General features: G+C 55.1%; 24 protein-coding genes. 11 read left to right on the plus strand and 13 right to left on the minus strand.

The window, feature by feature from the left end; all coding sequences use genetic code 11:
• Positions 1 to 61: 61 nt before the first annotated feature.
• From L462_RS09925 to L462_RS09910, 4 genes are read right to left on the minus strand one after another with little or no spacing between them, the layout of a single operon-like run.
• Complete coding sequence (locus tag L462_RS09925; RefSeq protein WP_020883880.1) at positions 62 to 1,060, minus strand: transketolase family protein; 999 nt, start codon at positions 1,058 to 1,060, stop codon at positions 62 to 64.
• Positions 1,060 to 1,905 (minus strand): transketolase, encoded by an 846-nt coding sequence (locus L462_RS09920; protein ID WP_020883879.1) that lies wholly within the window; start codon positions 1,903 to 1,905, stop codon positions 1,060 to 1,062. The genes L462_RS09925 and L462_RS09920 overlap by 1 nt, the downstream gene beginning before the upstream one ends.
• A gap of 12 nt (positions 1,906 to 1,917) precedes the next feature.
• A complete protein-coding gene (locus L462_RS09915) occupies positions 1,918 to 2,667 on the minus strand; it encodes an SDR family NAD(P)-dependent oxidoreductase (RefSeq protein ID WP_032678818.1) in 750 nt (249 codons plus the stop codon).
• 36 nt (positions 2,668 to 2,703) lie between these two features.
• Positions 2,704 to 4,035 carry an MFS transporter gene (locus tag L462_RS09910; RefSeq protein ID WP_032678819.1) on the minus strand — a complete coding sequence of 444 codons (1,332 nt, stop codon included), beginning with the start codon at positions 4,033 to 4,035 and terminating at the stop codon, positions 2,704 to 2,706.
• A gap of 281 nt (positions 4,036 to 4,316) precedes the next feature.
• Here L462_RS09910 and L462_RS09905 point away from each other — a divergent pair, with 281 nt between their 5' ends.
• Entirely contained in the window at positions 4,317 to 5,237 is a 921-nt protein-coding gene (locus tag L462_RS09905; protein ID WP_020883878.1) for a LysR substrate-binding domain-containing protein, read from the plus strand.
• Positions 5,238 to 5,255: 18 nt separating this feature from the next.
• On the opposite strand, the gene L462_RS09900 is transcribed toward L462_RS09905, so the two are convergent.
• The 6 genes from L462_RS09900 to L462_RS09875 all read right to left on the minus strand — a co-directional run bounded on the left by L462_RS09900 (position 5,256) and on the right by L462_RS09875 (position 12,870).
• Positions 5,256 to 6,635 (minus strand): amidohydrolase family protein, encoded by a 1,380-nt coding sequence (locus L462_RS09900; RefSeq protein WP_032678820.1) that lies wholly within the window; start codon positions 6,633 to 6,635, stop codon positions 5,256 to 5,258.
• A 16-nt stretch (positions 6,636 to 6,651) separates the two neighbouring features.
• Positions 6,652 to 7,602, minus strand: a complete 951-nt coding sequence (locus L462_RS09895) for a carbamate kinase family protein (RefSeq protein ID WP_032678821.1) — start codon at positions 7,600 to 7,602, stop codon at positions 6,652 to 6,654.
• A 44-nt stretch (positions 7,603 to 7,646) separates the two neighbouring features.
• A complete protein-coding gene (locus L462_RS09890; RefSeq protein WP_032678822.1) occupies positions 7,647 to 9,191 on the minus strand; it encodes a hypothetical protein in 1,545 nt (514 codons plus the stop codon).
• A gap of 11 nt (positions 9,192 to 9,202) precedes the next feature.
• Positions 9,203 to 10,618 (minus strand): YlbE family protein, encoded by a 1,416-nt coding sequence (locus L462_RS09885; RefSeq protein WP_032678823.1) that lies wholly within the window; start codon positions 10,616 to 10,618, stop codon positions 9,203 to 9,205.
• Positions 10,618 to 12,159: an acyl-CoA synthetase FdrA gene (gene fdrA / locus L462_RS09880; protein ID WP_032678824.1), complete on the minus strand. Its 1,542-nt coding sequence runs from the start codon at positions 12,157 to 12,159 to the stop codon at positions 10,618 to 10,620. The genes L462_RS09885 and fdrA overlap by 1 nt, the downstream gene beginning before the upstream one ends.
• A 105-nt stretch (positions 12,160 to 12,264) precedes the next feature.
• Entirely contained in the window at positions 12,265 to 12,870 is a 606-nt protein-coding gene (locus L462_RS09875) for an ankyrin repeat domain-containing protein (protein WP_020883872.1), read from the minus strand.
• 320 nt (positions 12,871 to 13,190) lie between these two features.
• Between L462_RS09875 and L462_RS09870 the strand changes: the two genes are divergently transcribed.
• Complete coding sequence (locus tag L462_RS09870; protein WP_020883871.1) at positions 13,191 to 14,120, plus strand: LysR substrate-binding domain-containing protein; 930 nt, start codon at positions 13,191 to 13,193, stop codon at positions 14,118 to 14,120.
• Here L462_RS09870 and L462_RS09865 read toward each other — a convergent pair.
• The gene (locus L462_RS09865) at positions 14,117 to 14,275 is read right to left on the minus strand and encodes a YqaE/Pmp3 family membrane protein (RefSeq protein WP_032678825.1); all 159 of its coding nucleotides are present in this window, start codon (positions 14,273 to 14,275) and stop codon (positions 14,117 to 14,119) included. The genes L462_RS09870 and L462_RS09865 overlap by 4 nt on opposite strands.
• 179 nt (positions 14,276 to 14,454) lie before the next feature.
• Here L462_RS09865 and L462_RS09860 point away from each other — a divergent pair, with 179 nt between their 5' ends.
• The 3 genes from L462_RS09860 (at position 14,455) to L462_RS09850 (ending at position 15,562) form a co-directional block, all read left to right on the plus strand.
• Positions 14,455 to 14,754 (plus strand): ArsR/SmtB family transcription factor, encoded by a 300-nt coding sequence (locus L462_RS09860; RefSeq protein ID WP_020883869.1) that lies wholly within the window; start codon positions 14,455 to 14,457, stop codon positions 14,752 to 14,754.
• Positions 14,755 to 14,763: 9 nt separating this feature from the next.
• The gene (locus L462_RS09855; RefSeq protein ID WP_032678826.1) at positions 14,764 to 15,303 is read left to right on the plus strand and encodes a rhodanese family protein; all 540 of its coding nucleotides are present in this window, start codon (positions 14,764 to 14,766) and stop codon (positions 15,301 to 15,303) included.
• A gap of 79 nt (positions 15,304 to 15,382) precedes the next feature.
• A complete protein-coding gene (locus L462_RS09850) occupies positions 15,383 to 15,562 on the plus strand; it encodes a YodC family protein (RefSeq protein ID WP_014171310.1) in 180 nt (59 codons plus the stop codon).
• A 38-nt stretch (positions 15,563 to 15,600) separates the two neighbouring features.
• Here L462_RS09850 and stpA read toward each other — a convergent pair whose 3' ends face one another.
• Entirely contained in the window at positions 15,601 to 16,005 is a 405-nt protein-coding gene (stpA, locus tag L462_RS09845) for a DNA-binding protein StpA (RefSeq protein WP_032679729.1), read from the minus strand.
• A gap of 493 nt (positions 16,006 to 16,498) precedes the next feature.
• Between stpA and alaE the strand changes: the two genes are divergently transcribed.
• The gene (alaE, locus tag L462_RS09840) at positions 16,499 to 16,948 is read left to right on the plus strand and encodes an L-alanine exporter AlaE (protein ID WP_032678827.1); all 450 of its coding nucleotides are present in this window, start codon (positions 16,499 to 16,501) and stop codon (positions 16,946 to 16,948) included.
• A 32-nt stretch (positions 16,949 to 16,980) separates the two neighbouring features.
• Here the strand turns inward: alaE and L462_RS09835 are convergent, their stop codons facing one another.
• Positions 16,981 to 17,325 carry a DUF2002 family protein gene (locus tag L462_RS09835; protein WP_006811693.1) on the minus strand — a complete coding sequence of 115 codons (345 nt, stop codon included), beginning with the start codon at positions 17,323 to 17,325 and terminating at the stop codon, positions 16,981 to 16,983.
• A 160-nt stretch (positions 17,326 to 17,485) separates the two neighbouring features.
• On the opposite strand from L462_RS09835, the gene L462_RS09830 reads away from it, so the two are divergent.
• The 5 genes from L462_RS09830 to nrdF all read left to right on the plus strand — a co-directional run bounded on the left by L462_RS09830 (position 17,486) and on the right by nrdF (position 21,796).
• Positions 17,486 to 17,812, plus strand: coding sequence for an ElaB/YgaM/YqjD family protein (locus L462_RS09830; protein WP_014171314.1), 327 nt, complete (start codon positions 17,486 to 17,488; stop codon positions 17,810 to 17,812).
• 251 nt (positions 17,813 to 18,063) lie between these two features.
• Complete coding sequence (nrdH, locus tag L462_RS09825) at positions 18,064 to 18,303, plus strand: glutaredoxin-like protein NrdH (protein WP_020883865.1); 240 nt, start codon at positions 18,064 to 18,066, stop codon at positions 18,301 to 18,303.
• Positions 18,300 to 18,710 (plus strand): class Ib ribonucleoside-diphosphate reductase assembly flavoprotein NrdI, encoded by a 411-nt coding sequence (gene nrdI / locus L462_RS09820; RefSeq protein WP_032678828.1) that lies wholly within the window; start codon positions 18,300 to 18,302, stop codon positions 18,708 to 18,710. Before nrdH ends, nrdI begins: the two co-directional genes overlap by 4 nt.
• Entirely contained in the window at positions 18,683 to 20,827 is a 2,145-nt protein-coding gene (gene nrdE, locus L462_RS09815; RefSeq protein ID WP_032678829.1) for a class 1b ribonucleoside-diphosphate reductase subunit alpha, read from the plus strand. The genes nrdI and nrdE overlap by 28 nt, the downstream gene beginning before the upstream one ends.
• Positions 20,828 to 20,836: 9 nt before the next feature.
• Positions 20,837 to 21,796 (plus strand): class 1b ribonucleoside-diphosphate reductase subunit beta, encoded by a 960-nt coding sequence (gene nrdF, locus L462_RS09810; RefSeq protein WP_032678830.1) that lies wholly within the window; start codon positions 20,837 to 20,839, stop codon positions 21,794 to 21,796.
• Positions 21,797 to 22,012 lie beyond the last annotated feature (216 nt).

The raw sequence follows: 22,012 nt of genomic DNA on the forward strand, positions 1-22,012 counted from the left end.
TATCGCAACAGAGGCGAGGGTAAAACACCCCTCGCCCGTTGACAACATACCCGTCTGAAAATCAGAGCCTGCGCCGGATCTTCTCCACCATGGCGGCAGTTGAAATCCCGTAACGCGCGTGAAGGGTCGGTAGCGCACCCGCATCAAGGAAAGCATCCGGCAACGCAACGGTGTCAAAGTCGACGTTAACGCGATGGCGCATCAACAGCGACGCCACGGCTTCACAAAGCCCGCCAACGCTACTGTGGTTTTCAGCCACAATAACCAGACGTCCAGGTTTCGCGGCTTGCGCCAGAATGGTTGCTTCATCCAGGGGCTTAATCGTGGGCGAGTGAAGTACCGCCACGCTGACATTATCCTTGCGCAACTGCTTTGCCGCCTCCAGTGCGCGCATGGTCATCAGCCCTGAGGCGATAATCAGCACATCACTGCCTTCTTCCAGCAGCGCGGCTTTGCCTATTTCAAACCGGTAATTGTACTGATCCAGCACCACCGGAACCTTACCGCGTAACAAACGCATATAAACCGGCCCTTCGTGGCTGGCAATGGCAGGCACCGCCTGTTCGGTGTCAATCGCATCGCAAGGATCGATAATGGTCATGCCCGGAATGCCGCGCATGATCGCAATATCTTCCGTTGCCTGATGGCTTGGCCCGTAGCCGGTGGTCAACCCCGGCAGCGCGGCGCAAATCTTGACGTTGAGGTGTTCCTCAGCAATGACCTGATGAATAAAATCGTAGGCACGGCGGGTGGCGAACACGGCATAGGTGGTGGCAAAGGGAATAAAGCCCTCTTTGGCCATCCCACCTGCCGCCCCCATTAACAGCTGTTCCGCCATTCCCATCTGGAAGAAACGTTCAGGGTATGCCTGGGCAAAGATATGCAGGTCGGTATATTTCGACAAATCTGCCGTCATGCCGACAATGTTCTGACGCTGAGCCGCCAGTTTCACCAGCGCGTGGCCAAACGGCGCGGCCCGGGTTTCCTGCCCTTCCTCTGCAATCGAGGCAATCATGGCGGAGGTGGTTAAACGCGGTTTATTTTCGACGGGCTGGCTCATTACAGGACTCCTTCTGGTTTATTTGCATCGAGCACGGCGAGCGCCTGTTGCCACTCATCGGCATCCACGCGAATAAAATGGTTCTTGTCACGCTGCTCGAGGAAAGGCACGCCCTTGCCCATCAGCGTGTCGCATAAGATGACGCGCGGCTGTTGTTCGGGATAGCGTCTGGCATTATCAAACGCCGACACCAGCGCGGGGATATCGTTACCGTTAACGCGTTGTACATACCAGCCAAAGGAGGTCCACTTATCTTCCAGCGGCTCAAAACCGAGGATGTTATGTGAATTACCGTCCGCCTGTTGCCGGTTAATGTCCACCAGCACAATCAGGTTCGAGAGCCCATGATGCGCGGCTGACATGGCGGCTTCCCAGGTTGAACCTTCGTCCAGCTCACCGTCAGACATGGAGTTAATTACCCACGCCGTGCTCTGTTTGTGCTTCAGCCCCAGCGCCATTCCCACACCAATGCTGAGTCCCTGCCCCAGAGAACCGCCGGAGATCTCCATGCCGGGTGTATACGTTGCCATGCCGGACATCGGCAGGCGGCTGTCATCCGAGCCGTAGGTTTCAAGTTCCTCTTCAGGAACGATCCCCGCCTCGATCAGCGCCGCATAATACGCAATGGCGTAATGTCCGTGGGAGAGCAGGAAGCGGTCGCGGCCTTCCCACTCCGGCTCCTGAGCCCTGAAGGTCATACCGTGCGCAAACGCAGTTGCCAGCACGTCGGCATAGCCCAGCGCCTGACCGATATAGCCCTGACCTTGTACTTCGCCCATTCGCAGCGCGTAGCGGCGAATGCGCCACGCGGCCGCGGCAACCTGTTGAACTGTCGTATTCGTCATTCTCGTCTCCCCTTAATGGATCAGCATGCCGCCGTTCACGTCGAGCGTGATACCGGTGGAATAAGAAGAGAGATCGCTGCCCAGGAACAGCGCGGCACGGGCAACATCCTGTGCATCACCAAGACGGTTGAGCGGAATACCCGCCAGAATGGTGGTTTTCATCTCATCGCTCAGCTTGCCAGCGGTGATGTCCGTCTGGATAAGCCCCGGGGTGATGCAGTTCACGCGCACGTTATCCGGCCCAAGCTCACGGGCCATGGCTTTGGCCAGCCCCAGCACGCCAGCTTTTGCAGCGCTGTAGTGCGGGCCGCCAAAAATACCGCCGCCGCGCTGTGCCGAAACTGAAGAGATACAGACAATGCTGCCGGACTTCTGCGCGCGCAGAGTGGGAATCACCGCCTGGGACATCAGCAGCGTACCGCGCAGGCTGACATCCAGTACGGCATCGTAATTGTCGCGCTTAATATCCATCAGTTTGAGCGGCTGGGTTATCCCGGCGTTATTCACCAGAATGTCGATGCGCCCATATTGACCCAGAACCTGCTCAATGGCTGCGTTCACCTGCAACTCGTTGCTGACGTTTGCCGCAAGCCCCAGATGCCCTTCACCCAGACATGCAGCCGCACGCTGGCTGGCCTCGGTATCTAAATCAATAATGACCACTTTCGCGCCCTGCTCGGCATATAATTTTGCCGTGGCGAAACCCAAACCGCGCACAGAAGCCGCGCCGGTAATCACGGCGACTTTATCTTTCAGAAGCATATATTTACTCCAGTATTGTAAGAGAGGTTTTATTTATTACTTCGGTTCTTCCAGCAAGATAATCATGACTAATCCAATTGCTGCGCAAATACCGAAATAAATAAAGACAGAATTAAAGCTTCCAGTTTTATCCAGCAGATAACCTGCCAGCATCGGCGAAACAAATCCGCCGAGATTACCGCCGCTATTAATAATTGATGCGGCGATGGGATACGTTTTGCTGTCCGCGACGGCCATTCCATAAGCGGTGAAGGCGGGCCAGCCTATATTCAGACAGAGACCAACAAAAAAGAGGCCGACACAAACCGCAACGGTGCTTTGCGGGATATTCAGCATGATGACCATCATCAGTACGGTGCTGATGGCTGTAAACATCATGGTCGGTTTACGCCTGCGCCCGAGCCATTTATCGGAGACATAGCCGCCAAAAATCGCGCCGATAAAACCGCCGATACACGGCATACTCGCGACGAGGCCCATGCTCATGAACGTAAAGCCTTTTTCTTTCACCAGATAAAGCGGTATCCAGGTCAACAGGCCATACAGCACGCTGACCATCATGAAGTAGGCCACACAGTCACCGAGAATATTTTTCGATGTGAACAGACCTTTTACCGTGCTGATGGGCGACAGATCCCGTACGCGAATCAGACGGTCAAGGCGGGAGAAGCCGGGGGAAATCACGATATTTTCCCGTCTGGCATCCGGTGTCGCCTGACCTGCGGTAATGGTCTCCAGTTCGGCCTTTGACACGAAAGGGCTCTCGGAAGGCCGGGTACGTACCAGTAAATACCACAGGACAGCAATGACCAGCCCCGGAATAGCAAAAGAGAAAAAGACCCAGCGCCAGCCCCAGGTCATGGCAATCCACACTGCCAGCGGCGGCACCAGGATGGGGGCAAACATGGTGGCAGCAATATAGACGCCGGTCGCTGTGGCCTTCTCTTTTGGTGGAAACCAGTTATTGATCGTTGATGCCAACCCCACCGGGCATGGCCCCTCGGTTAACCCCAGCCCCAGGCGGATAAACTTCAGGCCCAGCACTGAGGTCGCAGTCCCCATCAACCAGGTAAACGCCGAGAAGCCAAATATCGACAGCGCCACCATCCCGCGAATGCCCTTTTTGGCGATAAAAAAGCCCGCCGGTATTTGGCTCAGGGCGTATCCCAAAAAGAACATACTGGCGATCGCACCGGCTTCGAAATTATTGATATGAAACTCGTCGATGATAAAAGGAAGTACAGCACCAATATTTGTTCGGTCGGCATAGTTAATGGCATACACAATAAAAATTAATGCCAGCACAACGAAACGGTAATTGGTTTTCTTTGTCGCTATGTAGGGGGCAACTTGTTCTATACGAGACATGTTTTACCTCATTATTCGAACAACGTGAGTCGTTTTATTTATGCGTTCAACGTCAATATATCGGCTATCGAACGAAACACCACTCAATAAAACTCATTTATTGCTGAGATAAATTTGATACGCGATGCAGGTCATAAAAATAAAATGTAACTCTCATCAATATTCATCGATAAAACACTGTGAACAGGATCATGTTTAATCCATTCAGCCGGGTAAAAATTGCTGACGCGATGCCGCAATGTTATGTTTTTTAAAATTGTCTCGTTTAAAAGGAGTGGGCCATGCCCGCGCAGGATCGCCAGACCCTCCCCATACCCTCGCTGCGAAATATTCAGTCCTTTATCGCCGTGGCCAACTCTCTCAGTATCCATCTGGCAGCCGAACAGCTTAACGTCACCGCGTCAGCCGTCAGTCATCAGATCGCCTCGCTGGAATCCTGGATGGGGAAGAAGTTATTTATCCGCAGCGGCAAAGGCGTGACCCTGACACCGACGGGGGAAAAATATCTGCGCGACGTCTCCGCAGCGATGAGCGCCATCGGCCGTGCAACCGAACAGGTGATGAAAGAGGCTGATAATCCGGTATTGCGCGTTCACTCTTCACCAACGTTTGGCCTGACGTGGTTGTTGCGCCGGCTCGGCAAATTTCGCAGTGAATACCCGGATATTACGGTCAATCTTTCCTGCTCCTATGAGAACCTGCAGTTTGCACGCGATAACATCGATATTGATATTCGCCACGGCATCCCGGACTGGGACGCTTACAGGGTCATGACCATTAAAAACGATGCGCTGGTGGTGCTGGCGTCACCGGCATATCTGCGTGCACATCCCGTCAACACGCCGCAGGACCTGCTTTCACAGGCGCTTATCTCGTCGACCAGCACTCTCGTCAACTGGGAAAAATGGTTTGCCTGGCACAATATCGACCGCCCCTGGCTCAACTTCAGCCTGAGTTTTGATCGTTCTTACATGAGCTTTGAAGCCGCGCGCATGGGGCTGGGATTTATTCTGGAAAGCAAGATGATGGCCACCGATCACCTGAACGATGGCTCCCTGGTGCAGGTGCTACCAGATGAAACGGGGATCGCCATTAATGCGCATCATCTGGTGATGCCGCACATGAACGAGCGCACCTGGAAGATCCAGCAGTTTGTTGAGTGGATTGATCGCGAGCTGCGTCTGTCGGGGTATCACCTGTAGCAATACCCCGACGTGGCGTCAGGAGACGGTGCCCCACACAAGATTGCCCTTATGGAAGGTCGCGGTGCGCGGTGAAATCCGCGCCACGGCCTCGGCGGAACAGGAAGCGTCCACCAGCACAAAGCTGGCATCGTCCTGCGCTTTTGGCCACACGCGCTCGCCTTTGTCGTTCAACGGCAGCACATCACCGGTGGCGATACCCAGCGCACGGGAGAGCGTCTGTTCATTCGGGCGAATATAGAGCTGGGCGTAAAGATTGGCTTTTTCCAGCATATCGCCCAGCCCATACGGCGACCAGTGGTCAATGACGCTGTCGGTGCCGGTCATGACGAACACCCCCTTGTCACGGAGTTGCTTCAGCGGCATATGCAGGGTGCCAATCGGCACCGTAGAGGCAATGGTCACCTGCTGCGCCGCCATGCGGGTGGCGATTTCATCGACCTGCTGCTCGTTGAGCGTGGCCAACGCGAAGGCGTGGCTGATGGTCAGTTTCCCCTTCAGCGCGGGCGTTTTCTCCACGGTCTCTACCATGTAGTTCACCGCCGCGACGCCTGCCGGGCTGGTTTCATGCAGGTGGATGTCCACCCCTTTGTCATAATCCAGCGCAATCTGGAACATCGTGTCGAGGGATTTTTCCATCGCACCGTCCACGTTAGTCGGATCCAGACCGCCCACGTAGTGTGCGCCAGCCTGCATGGCCTCGCGCATCAGCGTTTCGGAGTGCGACAACAGCAAGCCGTGCTGCGGGAAGGCGACAATTTCACAGTCAAACCCCGGCTTGCGGCGCGCTAAGACGGCCTGGAGATTTTCCAGATTCTTCAGGCCGGATGTCGGCTCAATATTGCAGTGGCTGCGGGCGAGGGTGGAGCCTTTCGACTGGATCAGATCGATAAGCTTTTCCGCACGCTCCTGCGTGTAGGGCTGTAACTCTGGCAGCAATTTTTGTTCAAGACGGATCATGTCCTGAATGGTCGTGCCCGCCGGGCGGTTAAGGGAATGCCAGGGACCGCCGTAAAAGGTTTTATCCAGGTGGATATGCATGTCGCGCATCGCCGGCAGCATCAGCTTACTGCCTGCATCATAGTGTGGCAGTGTGGCATCGCCATGGCTTTTGTTATCACGCAGGGCGACAATTTTGCCGTCATTAATTTCGAGTGTTTTCAGTTCGGTGCGGGTGCTTGTCGCCACGCCGCCGTCAACGTTGAACCCGGCCTCCAGCAGCACGTTATCCAGGTAGTAGTGTCTGGCGGTAATGTTCATCGGTTTGCCTGTCTCACAACGTGGTTTCGCGGTCTCTGCAGCATACGCGACGGAGCCGGTGGTGCCAAACAGGGCGCAGGCGGTAACCATTTTGCCGCTCTGGCTAATAAACTCGCGTCGGCTTTTATTCTCACTCATCTTCTCTTCCTTTTACTTACGCATTCACAATGTGGGTACCGGTCTCACCGCGCAGCGCCGCAGGCAGGCAGTCCGGCGAGGTGATGACCACGCGCTTGCCGCCGTCGTTCAGAAACGCCAGCGAGGCGACGATCTTCGGCAGCATGCTGCCCGCCGGGAAGTGCCCCTCCGCCACGTAGCGTTTCATCTGCGCCACATTCACCGTATCCAGCGCCTGCTGGTCCGGCTTACCAAAGTTGATGCACACTTTCTCCACCCCGGTGGTGATCACCAGCACGTCGGCATGGATCTCGCGGGCCAGCAGCGCGGTCGAGAGATCTTTATCAATCACCGCATCGACGCTCTGGTAATCTCCCTGCACTGTGCGCACCACCGGAATACCACCACCGCCCGCCCCGATCACCACAAAGCCTTTTTGCGTCAGGGTCTTGATAGCCTCCGCTTCAACGATACGCAGCGGCTGCGGCGAGGCCACCACCCGGCGATAACCGCGCCCGGCGTCTTCAACAAAATGCCAGTCAGGATGGGCGTGCTGGAGCGCATCACGCTGCGTCTCACTGAAAAAAGCGCCGATAGGTTTGGTGGGATGGGCGAAACCCGGATCGTGTTTATCCACTTCCACCTGCGTGACGACCGTGACCGCTTTTTGCTCGCCGTGGGCGGCCATGCGGTTATTGAGCGCCTGCTGGATCAGATAGCCGATACCGCCCTGGGTATCCGCCACGCAGTTTGCCAGCGGCGTGAGGGGTAGCCCTTCCCGCTCGTGAGCAATTTCAGCGCGGCGCAGATCCAGCCCCACCTGGGGGCCGTTGCCGTGAGTGAGTACGATGTCATAGTCAGACGCCAGCATCTCCAGCACTGACTCTGCAACCAATTTCACGGCCTGTGACTGGTGTTCAATGGACTGACTGGCGTTATCTTTGATAATGCTGTTGCCGCCAATGGCGACGACCATGAGCTCTTTCATAGTGTTTCCTTTGAAATGGTGCGGGGTGAGGACATCAGCCATTATCAGGACTCCGAAACCGGCGCTGCCGCGCTCACCGCGTCGCGGCTATCAAGAAAATGTTTCACCACAAACATGCCCCCCATCATCAGGTAGGCCGTGACAAACATCAGCGAACTGCCTTCGGCAAAGCCAACCGCTGGCGCGTGGATCACGCCGAACAGCGCCAGCAACGCCCCAACGGCGGCGGCCACGGCTCCGCGCAGCGGTTTGTTGATGATGGCGAAGATAGCGATGCAGCCCCACAGCATGCTGGCGAGCGGTGCGCCGTTACCCAGATGCACCAGTCCCTGGTAGTAGATACCTTTGCTGTGCAGCACGTCGGTGCCAATTTTCGCCGCACTGGTCCCCGCCGCGCCCATCACGCTGTTCATCATGGTCAGCGCCCAGTTGGCGATCCACGGGAACAGGCAGATGAAGATCACGGGAACCTCCACTTTGGGCGTTTCCCTTACTACCTGGTTGGCGGTCACCACCCCGATAAACACCAGAATCGGCACGATGGCGGTCATCGGTATGATGGCGAGCATAAACGCCCCCAGCCCGAACAGCGGCACGATAAACATGGTCACACCGGAGGCCAGCGTGTAGCCAATGCTGGCCCCCATCGCTTTCCAGCCCGCGTGGCCGACGTAAACCGTCACCGGGAACGGGTTACCCATCAGACACCCGAGCATGGAGGCCAGCCCGTTTGCCAGCATCACCTTGCGGGTCGGGTACTCATCCCCCGCCGCGTGGGCGCTTTCGATGTTTTCCAGGTCAAAAATGTAGTTCGCCAGACCCAGCGGGACGGCAGAGGCCAGGTACGGTAATGCGTGTGGCAGTCCCTGCATAAAGCTGTCGACATGCACTTCCGGCGGGTTAAAGCCAAACGACGACATTGAGGCTTTGATGGCCTCCGGGCTTTGCAGACCGGAGATCCACGCCAGCGCGGTACCGGCAATCAGCAAGAGCAGGCCGGTCGGGATTTTGGCGAAGATCGGCTTTTTACCAAACCAGTTAATAAAGATCAGCAGCAGCACGATGAACGACACGGTAGGTGCCTCAAACGCCTGCAGCATCGGGTTCATCGCCAGCAGCAGCAGGCCCAGCCCGGACAGGCAAGACAGCAGGACGGTACGCGGGATCATCTTGCGGATGGTTTCCCCCAGGAACGAACCGCCCGCCAGAATCATCGCCTCCACGAAGCACCACACCAGACCAATCTGGATAGCGAAATCCGCATCACCGGTTTGCTGGTAGACCGGCATCAGCACCAGAAAGGTCACGGTGAAAATTGACGGCGCGCTTGGGCCAGACGGCAGCGCGGTGACATCCGTACGCCCGGTCTGGCGCGCCATCTGCAGGCCAAACCACGCGTAGCAGACACTCGCGACCAGCACCGCCAGCCCGAAGGCTGGCGCAATGCGTCCATAAACAATCTCCTTCGGGATGCCGACGACAAAAATGAGCAGCCCCATCATGGTCAGCAAATTGGTTAGGTTGTTGGTCATCAACCCGAAATACGCCGCCCAGTCACCTCTTTTCCACTCCAGTTTCATGTTTTTCATGGATGCATGCCTTATAAAAAGTAGCGATCGCGGAAGGTCAACAGCGCCTTTTCAAAACAGCTAAACGGTGGGTGAACGATGCCCGCCCCAATCATGCCAATACCTGCGTCTTTGTGGGCAATGGCGGTGTTAATGACCGGCAGAATGCCGCTGCCCGCGACTTTTGTGATGTCGATGGCGGTTGGAATGCCCATAAACGAGAGCAGCGGAATGGTGACGTTCGGGTTTTCACCGAGGGTGATCTCGCGCATCTGACGGGAGAAATCGATGGCTTCATCCACCGTGCCACCCACCAGTGCCACGATCGCCGGGGCTGTGGCCATCGCAAAACCACCGATACCGTAGGTTTCGGTAATGGCGCTGTCGCCAATATCCAGCCCGGAGTCTTCCGGCCTGTAGCCCGCGAACATGGGCCCTATCACCTGCTGCGCCGGGCCGGTGAACCACTGCCCCGGCAGCCCGGAGATGCGCAGGCCGAACTCGTAGCCGTTACGCGCCATGGTGGTGACCACGGTGCTGTACTCAATACCGTGTGCGGCATCCATGGCGGCTTTACACATCGCCATCCACGTCGGGCCGGAGAAGTAATCGCTGCTGGCGACGAACTCAAACACCTCACGCTGCTGTGCCACCGGATACCCGGCCTGAATCAGCCCGGGCGTCAACGCCTGGATTAGCAGCGTGGTGCCGGCGTTGTTGCGGTTATGACACTCGTCGCCCATGTGCAGCGCCTGGGCCAGCATCAGGCGCAGGTCGATTTCACCAATGATTTTCATGGCATCGCGCAGCATCGGGCCGAGCACGTCACGCATCCAGTTCAGGCGGTCAATAACGCTCTGGTCGTTGGCGCCCATGCGCAGGATCTTCGCCATCTGCTCGCTAAGGTTAGTGAACGCACGGTTGCCGTAGGTTTTGTTCTCAACGATGTGCATAAACATCGATGCCGAAGTGACGCCCGCCATTGAGCCTACGCAGTCGTGCTCGTGGCAGGGCGAGAAGGTGATCGCCCCTGACGCCGCCACGCGCTCCGCGTCGTCGATATCGCGTGCCAGCCCTTCAAACACCAGCGCCCCGGTCACGGCCCCTTTCATTGCACCACACATGTTTTCCCAGCTGACGGGCGGACCGGCGTGCAGAATGGTGGTGCGGGTCATGCCCGGCACAACGTTGATCGCCTGGTCGTAGCCCACCAGCACCGGATGGGACTGGATAATGCGCTCAAGGGCAATCTTATTGGCGGCGGCGATTTTGTCAGCCAGTGGCGCAAGGGCCAGCTGATCCAGCGCCTCTACTACCTGCAAGTTCCCCTGCCCCGGCGGCGTCCAGTCGAGCTGGGTCACGGGGATATGCTGCTTTTTGAGATCCGCACTGAACAGCGCGATACCGACGTTAATCACGTTCAACGGCTGGTTAAATAAGGTCGCCATCAGGCAGTCTCCCCTTTAAAGACAAATTCACGTGCCAGTAATCCGGTGTTGGTGCTGCTGCTCGCCCAGATCACCCCTGCCTCGGTCAGAAGCTGACACTGCTGTGCCAAAGACGGTGAGTCCTGGTCGGTTCCGAGCACATAGCCGAGAATTTCCAGCGGACGGTTATCGGCTTTCGCCGTCGCCTGCGCCTCTTTTATGGCATCAAGCATCACGCCGACCGGATCCTCGTGCGCGCCAAAGCCCAGTACAAAGTCCATCACGATCACGCCCACCTCGGGGTCACGCGCCTCCTGCAACAGGCGGCTGATGCGGTTGGTCGGGTCGATCATCGGGTGCGGTTTGCCGTGGGTGAAATCGTCATCGCCAAAATCAAGGAAGGTGTGGGCTTTACTGACGTTGATATCGTCCAGCCGTTTTGCCGGATCGGGTTGAATGTTGCTGTAGACGTCGTCGAACTTTTCCAGCGCGGCGAACATGGCCTCATCGCACAGGGTGCCGCCGCAGAACAGGCCGCGGATGTATTTCTGCTGGGGTGTCAGCCGGGCACGCACCTCTTCGATCAGTGGCCAGTTCAGCGGATGCAGGTCGAGAGACTCTTTTTTCACCCCCGTTAACAGCACGGCCTTCAGCGCCGCCTCTTTGGTGCTACGGGCGAACTGCAGGTTGCCTTCATCAGCCGGCGGCTGATGACGACCGAGGAAACAGACCACCACCGGTTTGCGGCAGGTGCGGGCGCGGGCCAGCACTTTTTCTGCCACCGACGGCGCAGGCGGTTTAGAGATGAGGGTAATCACCTGGGTGGCGTCGTCAGCGTCCAGCATCGCGATGGCATCCAGCATCATCAGGCCACCTATCTTTTCGCTCAGATCGCGCCCGCCGGTGCCAATCAGCTGCGACACGCCGCCGCCGAATTCATGGATCCGCACGCTCAGCTCCTGGCTGCCGGTCCCGGACGCCCCGATAATACCGATCGGTCCGCGGCGCACCGCATTGGCGAAGCACAGCCCGGTACCGTTGATAATGGCCGTGCCGCAGTCCGGCCCCATCATCAGCAGCCCTTTCTGGTGTGCCAGCTGCTTCAGCGCCAGCTCGTCATCAAGGCTGACGTTGTCGGAGAAGAGCATGACGTTGAGATCGTTTTCCAGCGCCTGACGTGCTTCGCGGGCGGCAAACGTGCCGTTTACCGAAATCACCGCCAGATTGCTCTCAGGACGATGGGTTTTCGCACTGGCAAGGGTGGCATAACGCGCTTCATGGCTCCCGCCGCTCTCCTTGCGGGTGAAAAGCGCTTCGATGGCTGCCAGCGTTTCGTCATTCGCCGCCTCGCCTTTAATCACGATCATTAAGTCGCCGTTTTTGGCATCCGCTAATTCCGGCGTTAATAGCCCGAGATTTTTTAATACGCCTTTGTTCATTTCTGTCGCCATAGCCACAAAAGCCTGCTCAACGCCCGGCAATTTATTGGCCTTGGTGGAAACCGACATCAATGACACCGAGTCAAAATAAGTATTCTTTTTTATGACGATTTTGGTGGGCATTATTTTCTCCTGAATGAGGATAAAAGGGGGCCGCCGTCGTGCAATAGGCACGTCGGTAAAATACGGTCTGATGAGCGACCAGCCGGAAAAGGCTGGCCGAAGGAATTACGCGCCTGCGGCCAGCAGCAGGTCTGCTATCTGGTGGTAGCCTTTTTCCCGCGCCAGTTCGAGCGGGGTTTTGCCGTATTTATCGGTCATGTGCGGATTTGCGCCGTTATCCAGTAACAACTTTACAATTTCCTGCTGTTTCGCGCCGCCATCGTTGAGGACAATCGCTTCCAGCAGCGGCGTCCAGCCCACGAAGTTGGTGTGGTTGACGTTAATATCGGTTTTCTCCAGCAGCTCGCGCACAATCTCAACGTGCCCTTTCTCGCTGGCAGGCGTAATGCCGACGCCACCGAAGCGGGTCAGGCGATCAAGATCCGGGTTGGCGGGTAAGACTATCCGCAGCAGGGTTAAATCATTTGTCAGGCAGCTAATCAGGAAGGGGTTAAAACAGGTCTGATCCTGTTGATCAATATCTGCTCCGGCGGCAATTAAAAATGCCACGCAGTCATAATGCTTTTTCAGACTGGCAATAATAACGGCCGTTCTTTTCTGGCGTTGAGTGGCATTAATATCGACACCTTTTTCAAGGCAGGCTTTTAGCCCGTCAATATTGCCCTGCTCTGCCGCCAGCAAAAATTCAGTAACGAGTTCGTTCGCAGACATATTCAGACTCCCCATGATGTATTGCTCATGACCTGAGAATAGCAACAGCTTGGTGAGAAAAGAATCCGCTTAAAAATCATTCATCGACAGTCAATTCATTATTGAGTTAAATTCAACAATTCAGCCAAAATGTGCAGCCGTGCAATGTTTTACTTATGTTTTAGCGCTTTTATTCGCCTCAGACAGCATTCTGCTTATGCCTGATGAAGCCTGACATGACGCGGCTCGGCGCGAATAATCAGAACTGTGACCGCCGTCATATGCGTTGTAACAGCGCTGTTAAAATATGTTCAAAACTGATGGCTAACAGGAGCCGTAATATGAATTCCATATTTACTGAAGAGAACCTGCTGGCCTTCACCACGGCGGCACGCTTTGGCAGCTTCAGCAAAGCCGCCACCGAGCTTGGCGTAACCACCTCTGCCATCAGTTACACCATCAAGCGAATGGAGACCGGGCTGGATGTGGTGCTGTTTGTACGCAATACGCGCAGCATTGAGCTGACCGAGTCGGGGTTTTACTTTTACCGTAAAGCGACCGACCTGCTGAATGATTTTCATGCCATTAAGCGCGGGATAGACACCATTTCGCAGGGCATTGAGGCGCGGGTCCGCATCTGCATCAATCAGCTTTTGTACACCCCACGCCATACGGCGCGGCTGTTGCAGGTGCTGAAAAAACAGTTTCCTACCTGCCAGATCACCGTCACGACCGAGGTCTACAACGGCGTCTGGGACTCCATCATCAACAACCAGGCCAATATCGCGATTGGCGCACCGGATACGCTGCTCGACGGCGGCGGCATTGATTACACCGAGATCGGTGCCATCCGTTGGGTATTCGCCATCGCGCCGGAACACCCGCTGGCCTTCGTGCCGGAGCCGATAGCCGAAAGCCAGCTGCGTCTGTACCCCAACATCATGGTGGAAGACACGGCGCACACTATAAACAAGAAGGTCGGCTGGCTGCTGCACGGCCAGGAGGCGATTCTGGTGCCCGACTTCAACACCAAATGCCAGTGTCAGATCCTTGGGGACGGGATTGGTTTTTTACCGGAATATATGGCCCGCGAGGCGGTGGAGGACGGGCTGCTGGTCACGCGGCGAATTAATAATCCGCGTCAGGATTCACGCATGCTGCTTGCCACGCAGCATGCGGCGACCGGCCAGGTCACGCGCTGGATCAAACAGCAGTTTGGTCCACAGGGCGTGCTGACCGGGATATACAGCGATCTACTGTGGCGCGCTTAGTTTTTGCTTTGCACCCAAAACGCGTGAATAAGACCAGGGATGTAGCCCAGTAAGGTCAGAACGATGTTAATGATAAACGCCCAGCCAAACCCTTTGCCGAGCAGCACGCCCAGCGGGGGCAGGATAATAGTAAAGACAATACGCCAAAAACCCATAACGACTCCGTGCAAGCTAACCAATTGAAAATACAAAAGAGAACATCCTCTAAGCGTAGCCAGTTTAACGGCCTGCGCCATCTCTTTATCGCCCTTTTACCCTCTTTTACGCTTTTGACACTGGCTTAATCCTCCCCATTAGTTTAGAGTTTACTTAATTAAGTAAAGACTAAACTAATATGACTGAACTCGAACAACTTCAGGCCAGCGCCGGACAGGCCGCAGCCCTGTTAAAAGCGATGAGCAATCCGCGTCGGTTGCTGATCCTCTGCATGCTGTGCGGTACACCGGGTACCAGCGCGGGCGATCTGGCGCGGGCGACGGGGCTTAGCCCATCCGCCACGTCACAACATCTGGCGCGTATGCGTGAAGAGGGGCTTATCGACAGCACCCGTGAAGCGCAGCGCATTCTGTATTTCATTAAAAACGATGCGGTGCATCAGCTTATCAGCACCCTGAAAAGCCTCTATTGCCCGTAAGGAGCCACCATGTCACTACCGCTCATTTCACCCCAGCAGGCCAATGCGCTCGTTTCTGAAGGTGCAAAACTGATCGATATTCGCGATCCCGACGAATATGCTCGCGAGCATATTCCCGCCGCCCGGTCCGTGCCGCTGGACACCTTACCCGGCGGGCTTGAGACGCACGCGGGCGAAACGGTGATTTTTCACTGCCAGTCTGGCGCCCGGACATCCTCGAACGCAGCCCGCCTTGCTCAGGCTGCCACGCCTGCTCTGGCTGCCACGCCTGCTCAGGCATTTATCGTTGAAGGCGGAATTCAGGGGTGGAAGCAGGCCGGGTTGATCACGCAGGAAGACACGTCACAGCCGCTGCCGTTGATGCGTCAGGTGCAAATTGCCGCCGGGCTGCTCACCCTGTGCGGGGTCGTGCTGGGCTTTACGCTCTCCAGCGGCTTTTTCCTGCTGAGCGGCTTTGTGGGGGCCGGGCTGCTGTTTGCCGGGCTGACCGGGTTTTGCGGAATGGCGAGACTGCTGAAAGTGATGCCCTGGAACCGGCGTACCTCGTAAGCAGTAATCGGTGAAATACGCTGTACCCGGCATCAGACGTGGGCTAAGGTGAAGATCATTGAAACGATGAGGAGGTAGTATGTTTTCTGTCGGTGATTATGTGCAACCGCGTAAAGGCGGCCCAAAACTGAAAGTACTCGAAGTGAACGGCGATAGCGTTGTGGCGGTTCAGGCCAGCAATGAGCAAGGCGAGAAATTTACCCTGAAGGCCGCAGACCTGGCCCTGTATACCGAAGAGGGTGATTTCGGCGTCTGCTAAACAGGCAACCGGGCGGTGTCTTCCGCCCGGCTCATGGATTAAATCAGAAAATCATCCAGTGATTTACCGTTTGCCAGTGCATTGGCAATAGGCTTTGGCGTACGCCCCTGACCGGTCCATGTTTTCTCTTCACCGTTGAGATCAATAAAGCGATATTTCGCTTCACGCGGTTTACGTTTTTTCGCTGGCTTACCGGCCTGCGCCATATCTGAACCGAGGAGATCGGACGGTGAAATACCATCAGCTTTCATCAGTTCCAGCAGGGCATTAATTTTTCCCTGCTGCTCAGCGCGTTGTTGCTCTAATTCCGCCAGCTCACTCCGTTTCTCTTCAGCAACGACCCTGACTTTTTCCAGCATTTCTTCAAGAACGTCCAGGGATAATTCACGCGCCATCGCACGCAGAGTTCGGATATTATTAAGATTCTGTAACGTCAAAGACATATATTTGAAAACCTTTTCTTTAGGGTAAATCGAAAAATCGACAAGAGAATAATTCATTTCGCCTGGAATATCTACCCGCGGGCACGTCTTGCTAAAAATGTAAATGTTTTAAAATATCGCGTTTAATAATATCGGCGGATAACTGTCGATACCGCCGGATTCAATCTTTATCTCAGTATAAACGGTTAGATTTAATCCAAATCAAAGCATGCCGCACTGTCGTCGTTCGGGCAGAACGTTCGCTTCGGCACGCTCAAGATCAACAGATTGATTTACATACAAAAACTGACGGCAGGGACAGATTATAACGAACCGAACAAAAAACACGCAATTTTAGAGAACTTTGTGGACAAAACGCGACTAAATAAAAATTAATAACTAGTTGTTAGTTCAAAGGCAGAGATATACGCTATACATGACTGACAAAGCAACCTAAAGCACTAACCGCTGAGGGAAAATCGTTTCTATTGTGTTCTTCTCAAGGAGTTCAGACATGTTCTCACCGCAATCTCGCCTGCGCCATGCGGTAGCGGATACCTTCGCGATGGTTGTTTACTGTTCCGTCGTGAACATGCTGATCGAAATTTTCCTCTCCGGAATGTCCTTTGAGCAGTCACTTTCTTCTCGTCTGGTGGCAATTCCGGTCAACATTATTATTGCGTGGCCTTACGGATTATACCGCGATGCGGTCATGCGCTTTGCGCGTCGTATTAGCCCGTCAGGGTGGGTGAAAAACCTCGCCGACGTTCTGACATACGTGACGTTCCAGTCGCCGGTTTACGTGGCTATTCTGCTGACAGTGGGCGCAGACTGGCATCAAATCGTCGCTGCGGTCAGTTCAAATATCGTGATTTCAATGTTGATGGGTGCGGTGTATGGCTATTTTCTCGACTACTGTCGCCGCCTGTTTAAGGTCAGCCAGTACAGCCAGGCCAAAGCATGATGTGAGGCGACTGGCGAATGCCAGTCGCAGATTTACTGTACGTCGCCAAACAGTCCCTTCAAAAACCGCTCCAGCGCCATACGCGAACTGAAGCCATGCGGAATACCATAATGTTCATGCGTTTCACCACCTAAATACAGTGGGAATTGCTGATAATGATCGCAGGTTTTAATATCCGAGGCAGGCTCAGCAAATGACAAACTTCTGTCTTTCAGCGTCGGGTGAATAATGAGAGCAGTACGTCCCATTCTTGCTTCACGATTAACGTAAACATAATTCTCGCCACGGCGATATCCATACGCTTTTGATGTCACCTCATCCATGGTGAATCCCTCTTTTTCAAGAACGCGCGCCACCTCATCAGGTCGTAAATACATATCTTTTCCTCGTTATCTTTTCCTGCCCGGCAACCTTACAGTATTCAGCATTAGCAGGGCTTTCAGAATATTCCATAAACTGCCAGATAACGCGTGACGCGCTTCAGATATTAAATTTCTGGACTAAACTAAACGGGAACGCAAAATTACGGAGGATCGTATGTTTAACAGACCGAACCGAAACGATATTAACGACGACACGCAGGATATTCGTAACGATGTCAGCCAATTAGCGGACTCGCTGGAAGAAGTGCTGAAATCCTGGGGTTCCGGTGCGAAGGACGAAGCGGATGCCGCAAAACGTAAGGCTCAGTCTTTGCTACGTGAAACCCGCGCCCGCATGAATGGGCGTTCGCGCACCACGCAGGCTGCCTGCGATGCCATCAGCTGCGCCAATACCTTCGTTCGCGAAAAACCCCTCTGTACGCTTGGTACGGTAGCCGCGGTGGGTATCTTCGTGGGGGCGCTGCTTAGCCTGCGCAAATAGTCGTCTCAGCCTGTCCGTATCCGCCCCGGTCGCGTCAGCCCCGGGGCTTTTCTTTGCCTGCGCGCCTGAAAAAGCCGTACAGCCCGCCCTGCCCCGCTGTGCTCATCATCGGGGCCATATTAATCTGAAATTCCCATATCTTGTATGGTTGAATCTTACGACAACTACATCTAGTATTCCCTTTAGCAAGATACACACAACCTGACGCGATGATTCGCGCCGCTCTCTCATTTTAAATGGAAATACGAATCATGAGCATTATTATTTACACTCGTAACGATTGTGTTCAGTGCCACGCGACAAAACGTGCAATGGAAAGCCGTGGAGTGGCCTTTGAGATGGTGAACATAGACCTGCAGCCCGAAGCTGCCGATACCCTGCGGGCACAAGGTTTTCGCCAGCTGCCGGTCGTCGTCGCCGGGGAGACCAGCTGGTCCGGCTTTCGCCCCGACATGATTAACCGCCTCGCCGCCCAGGCCGCCAGGGCATGAGTGGGCTGGTCTACTTCTCCAGCAGCTCGGAAAACACGCTCCGCTTTATTGAGCGCGTCGGGCTGCCTGCGATACGTATCCCGCTTAATGAGCGGGAACGGATCCGGATAGACGACCCCTACATTCTGGTGGTCCCGAGCTATGGTGGAGGTGGCACCGCGGGGGCCGTGCCTCGCCAGGTGATCCGCTTTCTCAACGATCCCCACAACCGACAGCTTATTCGCGGCGTTATCGCGGCGGGCAATCGCAATTTCGGCGATGCCTTTGGCCGTGCCGGGGATGTCATTTCTCAAAAATGCGGCGTGCCGTATCTCTATCGTTTTGAACTGATGGGGACACAGCAGGACGTAGAGAACGTGCGTAAAGGAGTGAACGAATTTTGGCAACGACAACCGCAGAACGTGTAATTCAGGCGATACCGGATTACCACGCATTAAACGCGATGCTGAACCTCTATGACCGTGAGGGGCACATTCAGTTTGGCAAAGATCATGAGGCGGTGGAGGCGTTTATTGCCACCCACGTCCGCCCCAACAGCATGACCTTTACAAGCCAGAATGAACGTCTCGATTATCTGGTCAAGGAAGGCTATTACGAAGAGCGCGTGCTGGCCCGGTACGATCGTGCCTTTGTGGAGACGCTGTTCGGGCAGGCCCATAGCCGCGGTTTTCGTTTCCAGACGTTTCTTGGCGCATGGAAGTTTTACACCAGCTATACCCTGAAAACGTTCGACGGCAAACGCTATCTTGAAAGCTTCGAGGACCGCGTGGTGATGGTTGCCCTGACGCTCGCGCAGGGCGATGAAACGCTGGCAGAACGCCTGATGGATGAGATGCTCTCCGGCCGTTTCCAGCCCGCCACACCGACCTTTCTCAATTGCGGAAAAGCCCAACGCGGCGAGCTGGTCTCCTGCTTCCTGCTGCGCATCGAAGACAATATGGAGTCGATTGGTCGCGCGGTGAATTCGGCGCTGCAGCTCTCTAAACGCGGCGGCGGTGTGGCGTTTCTGCTGTCGAACCTGCGTGAAGCCGGTGCGCCAATTAAGCGCATCGAAAACCAGTCCTCCGGCGTGATTCCGGTCATGAAAATGCTGGAAGATGCTTTCTCGTATGCCAATCAGCTGGGGGCACGTCAGGGCGCGGGGGCGGTCTATCTGCACGCGCACCATCCGGATATTTTGCACTTCCTGGATACCAAACGTGAAAACGCCGATGAAAAAATCCGCATTAAGACCCTGTCGCTTGGGGTGGTGATTCCGGATATCACCTTTGCGCTCGCCAAAGAAAATGCCGAGATGGCGCTCTTCTCGCCATACGACATTGAGCGTATTTACGGGAAAGCGTTTGGTGATGTGGCGATAAGCGCCCTGTATCACGATCTGGTGGCCGACGATCGCATTCGTAAGAAGTACATTAACGCCCGCGATTTCTTCCAGACGCTGGCCGAAATTCAGTTTGAGTCCGGCTATCCGTACATCATGTATGAAGATACGGTCAACCGTGCGAACCCGATTGGCGGGCGAATCAATATGAGCAACCTCTGCTCCGAGATATTGCAGGTGAACAGCGCATCCACGTATGACGAAAACCTGGACTACGCCGACATCGGCAAAGATATCTCCTGTAACCTCGGGTCGCTGAATATTGCCCACACCATGGATTCCCCCGATTTTGGCCGCACGGTGGAGACCGCCATTCGTGGGCTGACCGCGGTATCGGACATGAGCCACATCCGCAGCGTGCCGTCGATTGAAGCCGGTAATGCCGCCTCGCACGCCATCGGCCTTGGGCAGATGAACCTGCACGGCTATCTGGCGCGGGAAGGTATCGTCTACGGTAGCCCGGAAGGACTGGATTTCACCAACCTCTATTTTTACACCATTACCTGGCATGCGCTGCATACCTCTATGATGCTGGCGCGCGAGCGTAACCAGCGCTTTGCGGGCTTTGAACAGTCGCGTTACGCCAGCGGTGAGTACTTCAGGCCATATCTGGAAGGAAACTGGCAGCCGAAAACCGACAAAGTGCGCCAGCTGTTTGCCGATGCCGGGGTTCTCCTGCCCACCCGCGAGATGTGGCAGCAGCTGCGGGACGATGTGATGCGTTACGGCATCTATAACCAGAACCTGCAGGCCGTACCGCCAACCGGATCAATCTCTTACATTAACCACGCCACGTCGAGTATCCACCCGATTGTGTCGAAGATTGAGATCCGCAAGGAAGGTAAGACCGGGCGCGTTTACTACCCTGCCCCGTTTATGACCAACGACAATCTGGCCCTGTATCAGGACGCGTATGAGATTGGCCCTGAGAAAATTATTGATACCTACGCCGAGGCGACAAAACACGTGGATCAGGGGCTGTCGCTGACGCTCTTCTTCCCGGACACCGCCACCACGCGCGACATCAACCGGGCGCAGATTTACGCCTGGAAGAGAGGGATCAAAACCCTCTACTACATTCGCCTGCGCCAGCGTGCGCTGGAAGGCACCGAAATTGAAGGCTGCGTGTCCTGCGCGCTGTAAGGAGAAAGGATGAAACTGTCACGCGTGAGTGCCGTTAACTGGAATAAAATTCAGGATGATAAAGACCTGGAGGTGTGGAACCGCCTGACCAGCAACTTCTGGCTGCCGGAAAAAGTCCCGCTTTCAAACGATATTCCGGCCTGGCAAACCCTCAGCCACGCCGAACAGCAGCTGACGATCCGTGTGTTCACCGGTCTGACGCTGCTGGACACCATTCAAAATACCGTCGGTGCCCCTGCGCTGATGGCCGACGCGCTGACGCCTCACGAAGAGGCGGTGATGTCGAACATCAGCTTTATGGAGGCGGTCCATGCCCGCTCCTACAGCTCGATTTTTTCGACGCTGTGCCAGACCAAAGATGTAGACGCGGCGTACTCCTGGAGCGAAGAAAGCGAGTCATTGCAGCGAAAGGCCAGCCTGGTGCTGGAGTATTATCAGGCCGACGAACCGCTGAAGAAAAAAATTGCCAGCGTGTTTCTCGAATCCTTCCTGTTCTATTCGGGCTTCTGGTTACCGATGTACTGGTCGAGCCGCGGCAAGCTGACCAACACCGCCGATTTAATTCGCCTCATCATTCGTGATGAAGCCGTACACGGGTACTACATCGGCTATAAATATCAGAAAGGACTGGAGAACGTCAGCGAAGATAAGCGCGAAGCGTTAAAAGGTTTTGCCCTCGATTTGCTGATGGATTTGTACGAGAACGAACTGAGTTATACCGAAGAATTGTACGCCGGTACCGGTTGGGAGGAGGAGGTAAAAGCGTTTCTTTGCTACAACGCCAATAAAGCGCTGATGAATCTCGGCTACGAAGCGCTTTTCCCACCGGAAATGGCCGACGTGAACCCGGCGATCCTGGCGGCACTGTCACCCAATGCCGATGAAAACCACGATTTCTTCTCCGGGTCTGGTTCGTCGTATGTGATGGGCAAAGCGGTGGAGACCGAAGATGAGGACTGGGATTTTTAATGAGCGGGTTAACGTTCATTAATTTAATATAAATCTAACAATTTCCTCCCTAATATTTCACGGGCAACTACACTGTAATTCCCCGTTCATATTCGCCTGAATCACTCCGATTCAGGCGAAATTTCGCTGTGCAAAAGCAAAAAATTCAGAAAAATTCAAACCACGCTCAGCCCTTTACTCATGGGAAATTCAGCCGTTTCGCTTACGGCAAAATTC

The organism is Enterobacter sp. BIDMC 26, assembly GCF_000534435.1.
In the GTDB taxonomy this organism is placed as follows: Bacteria; Pseudomonadota; Gammaproteobacteria; order Enterobacterales; family Enterobacteriaceae; genus Enterobacter; species Enterobacter ludwigii.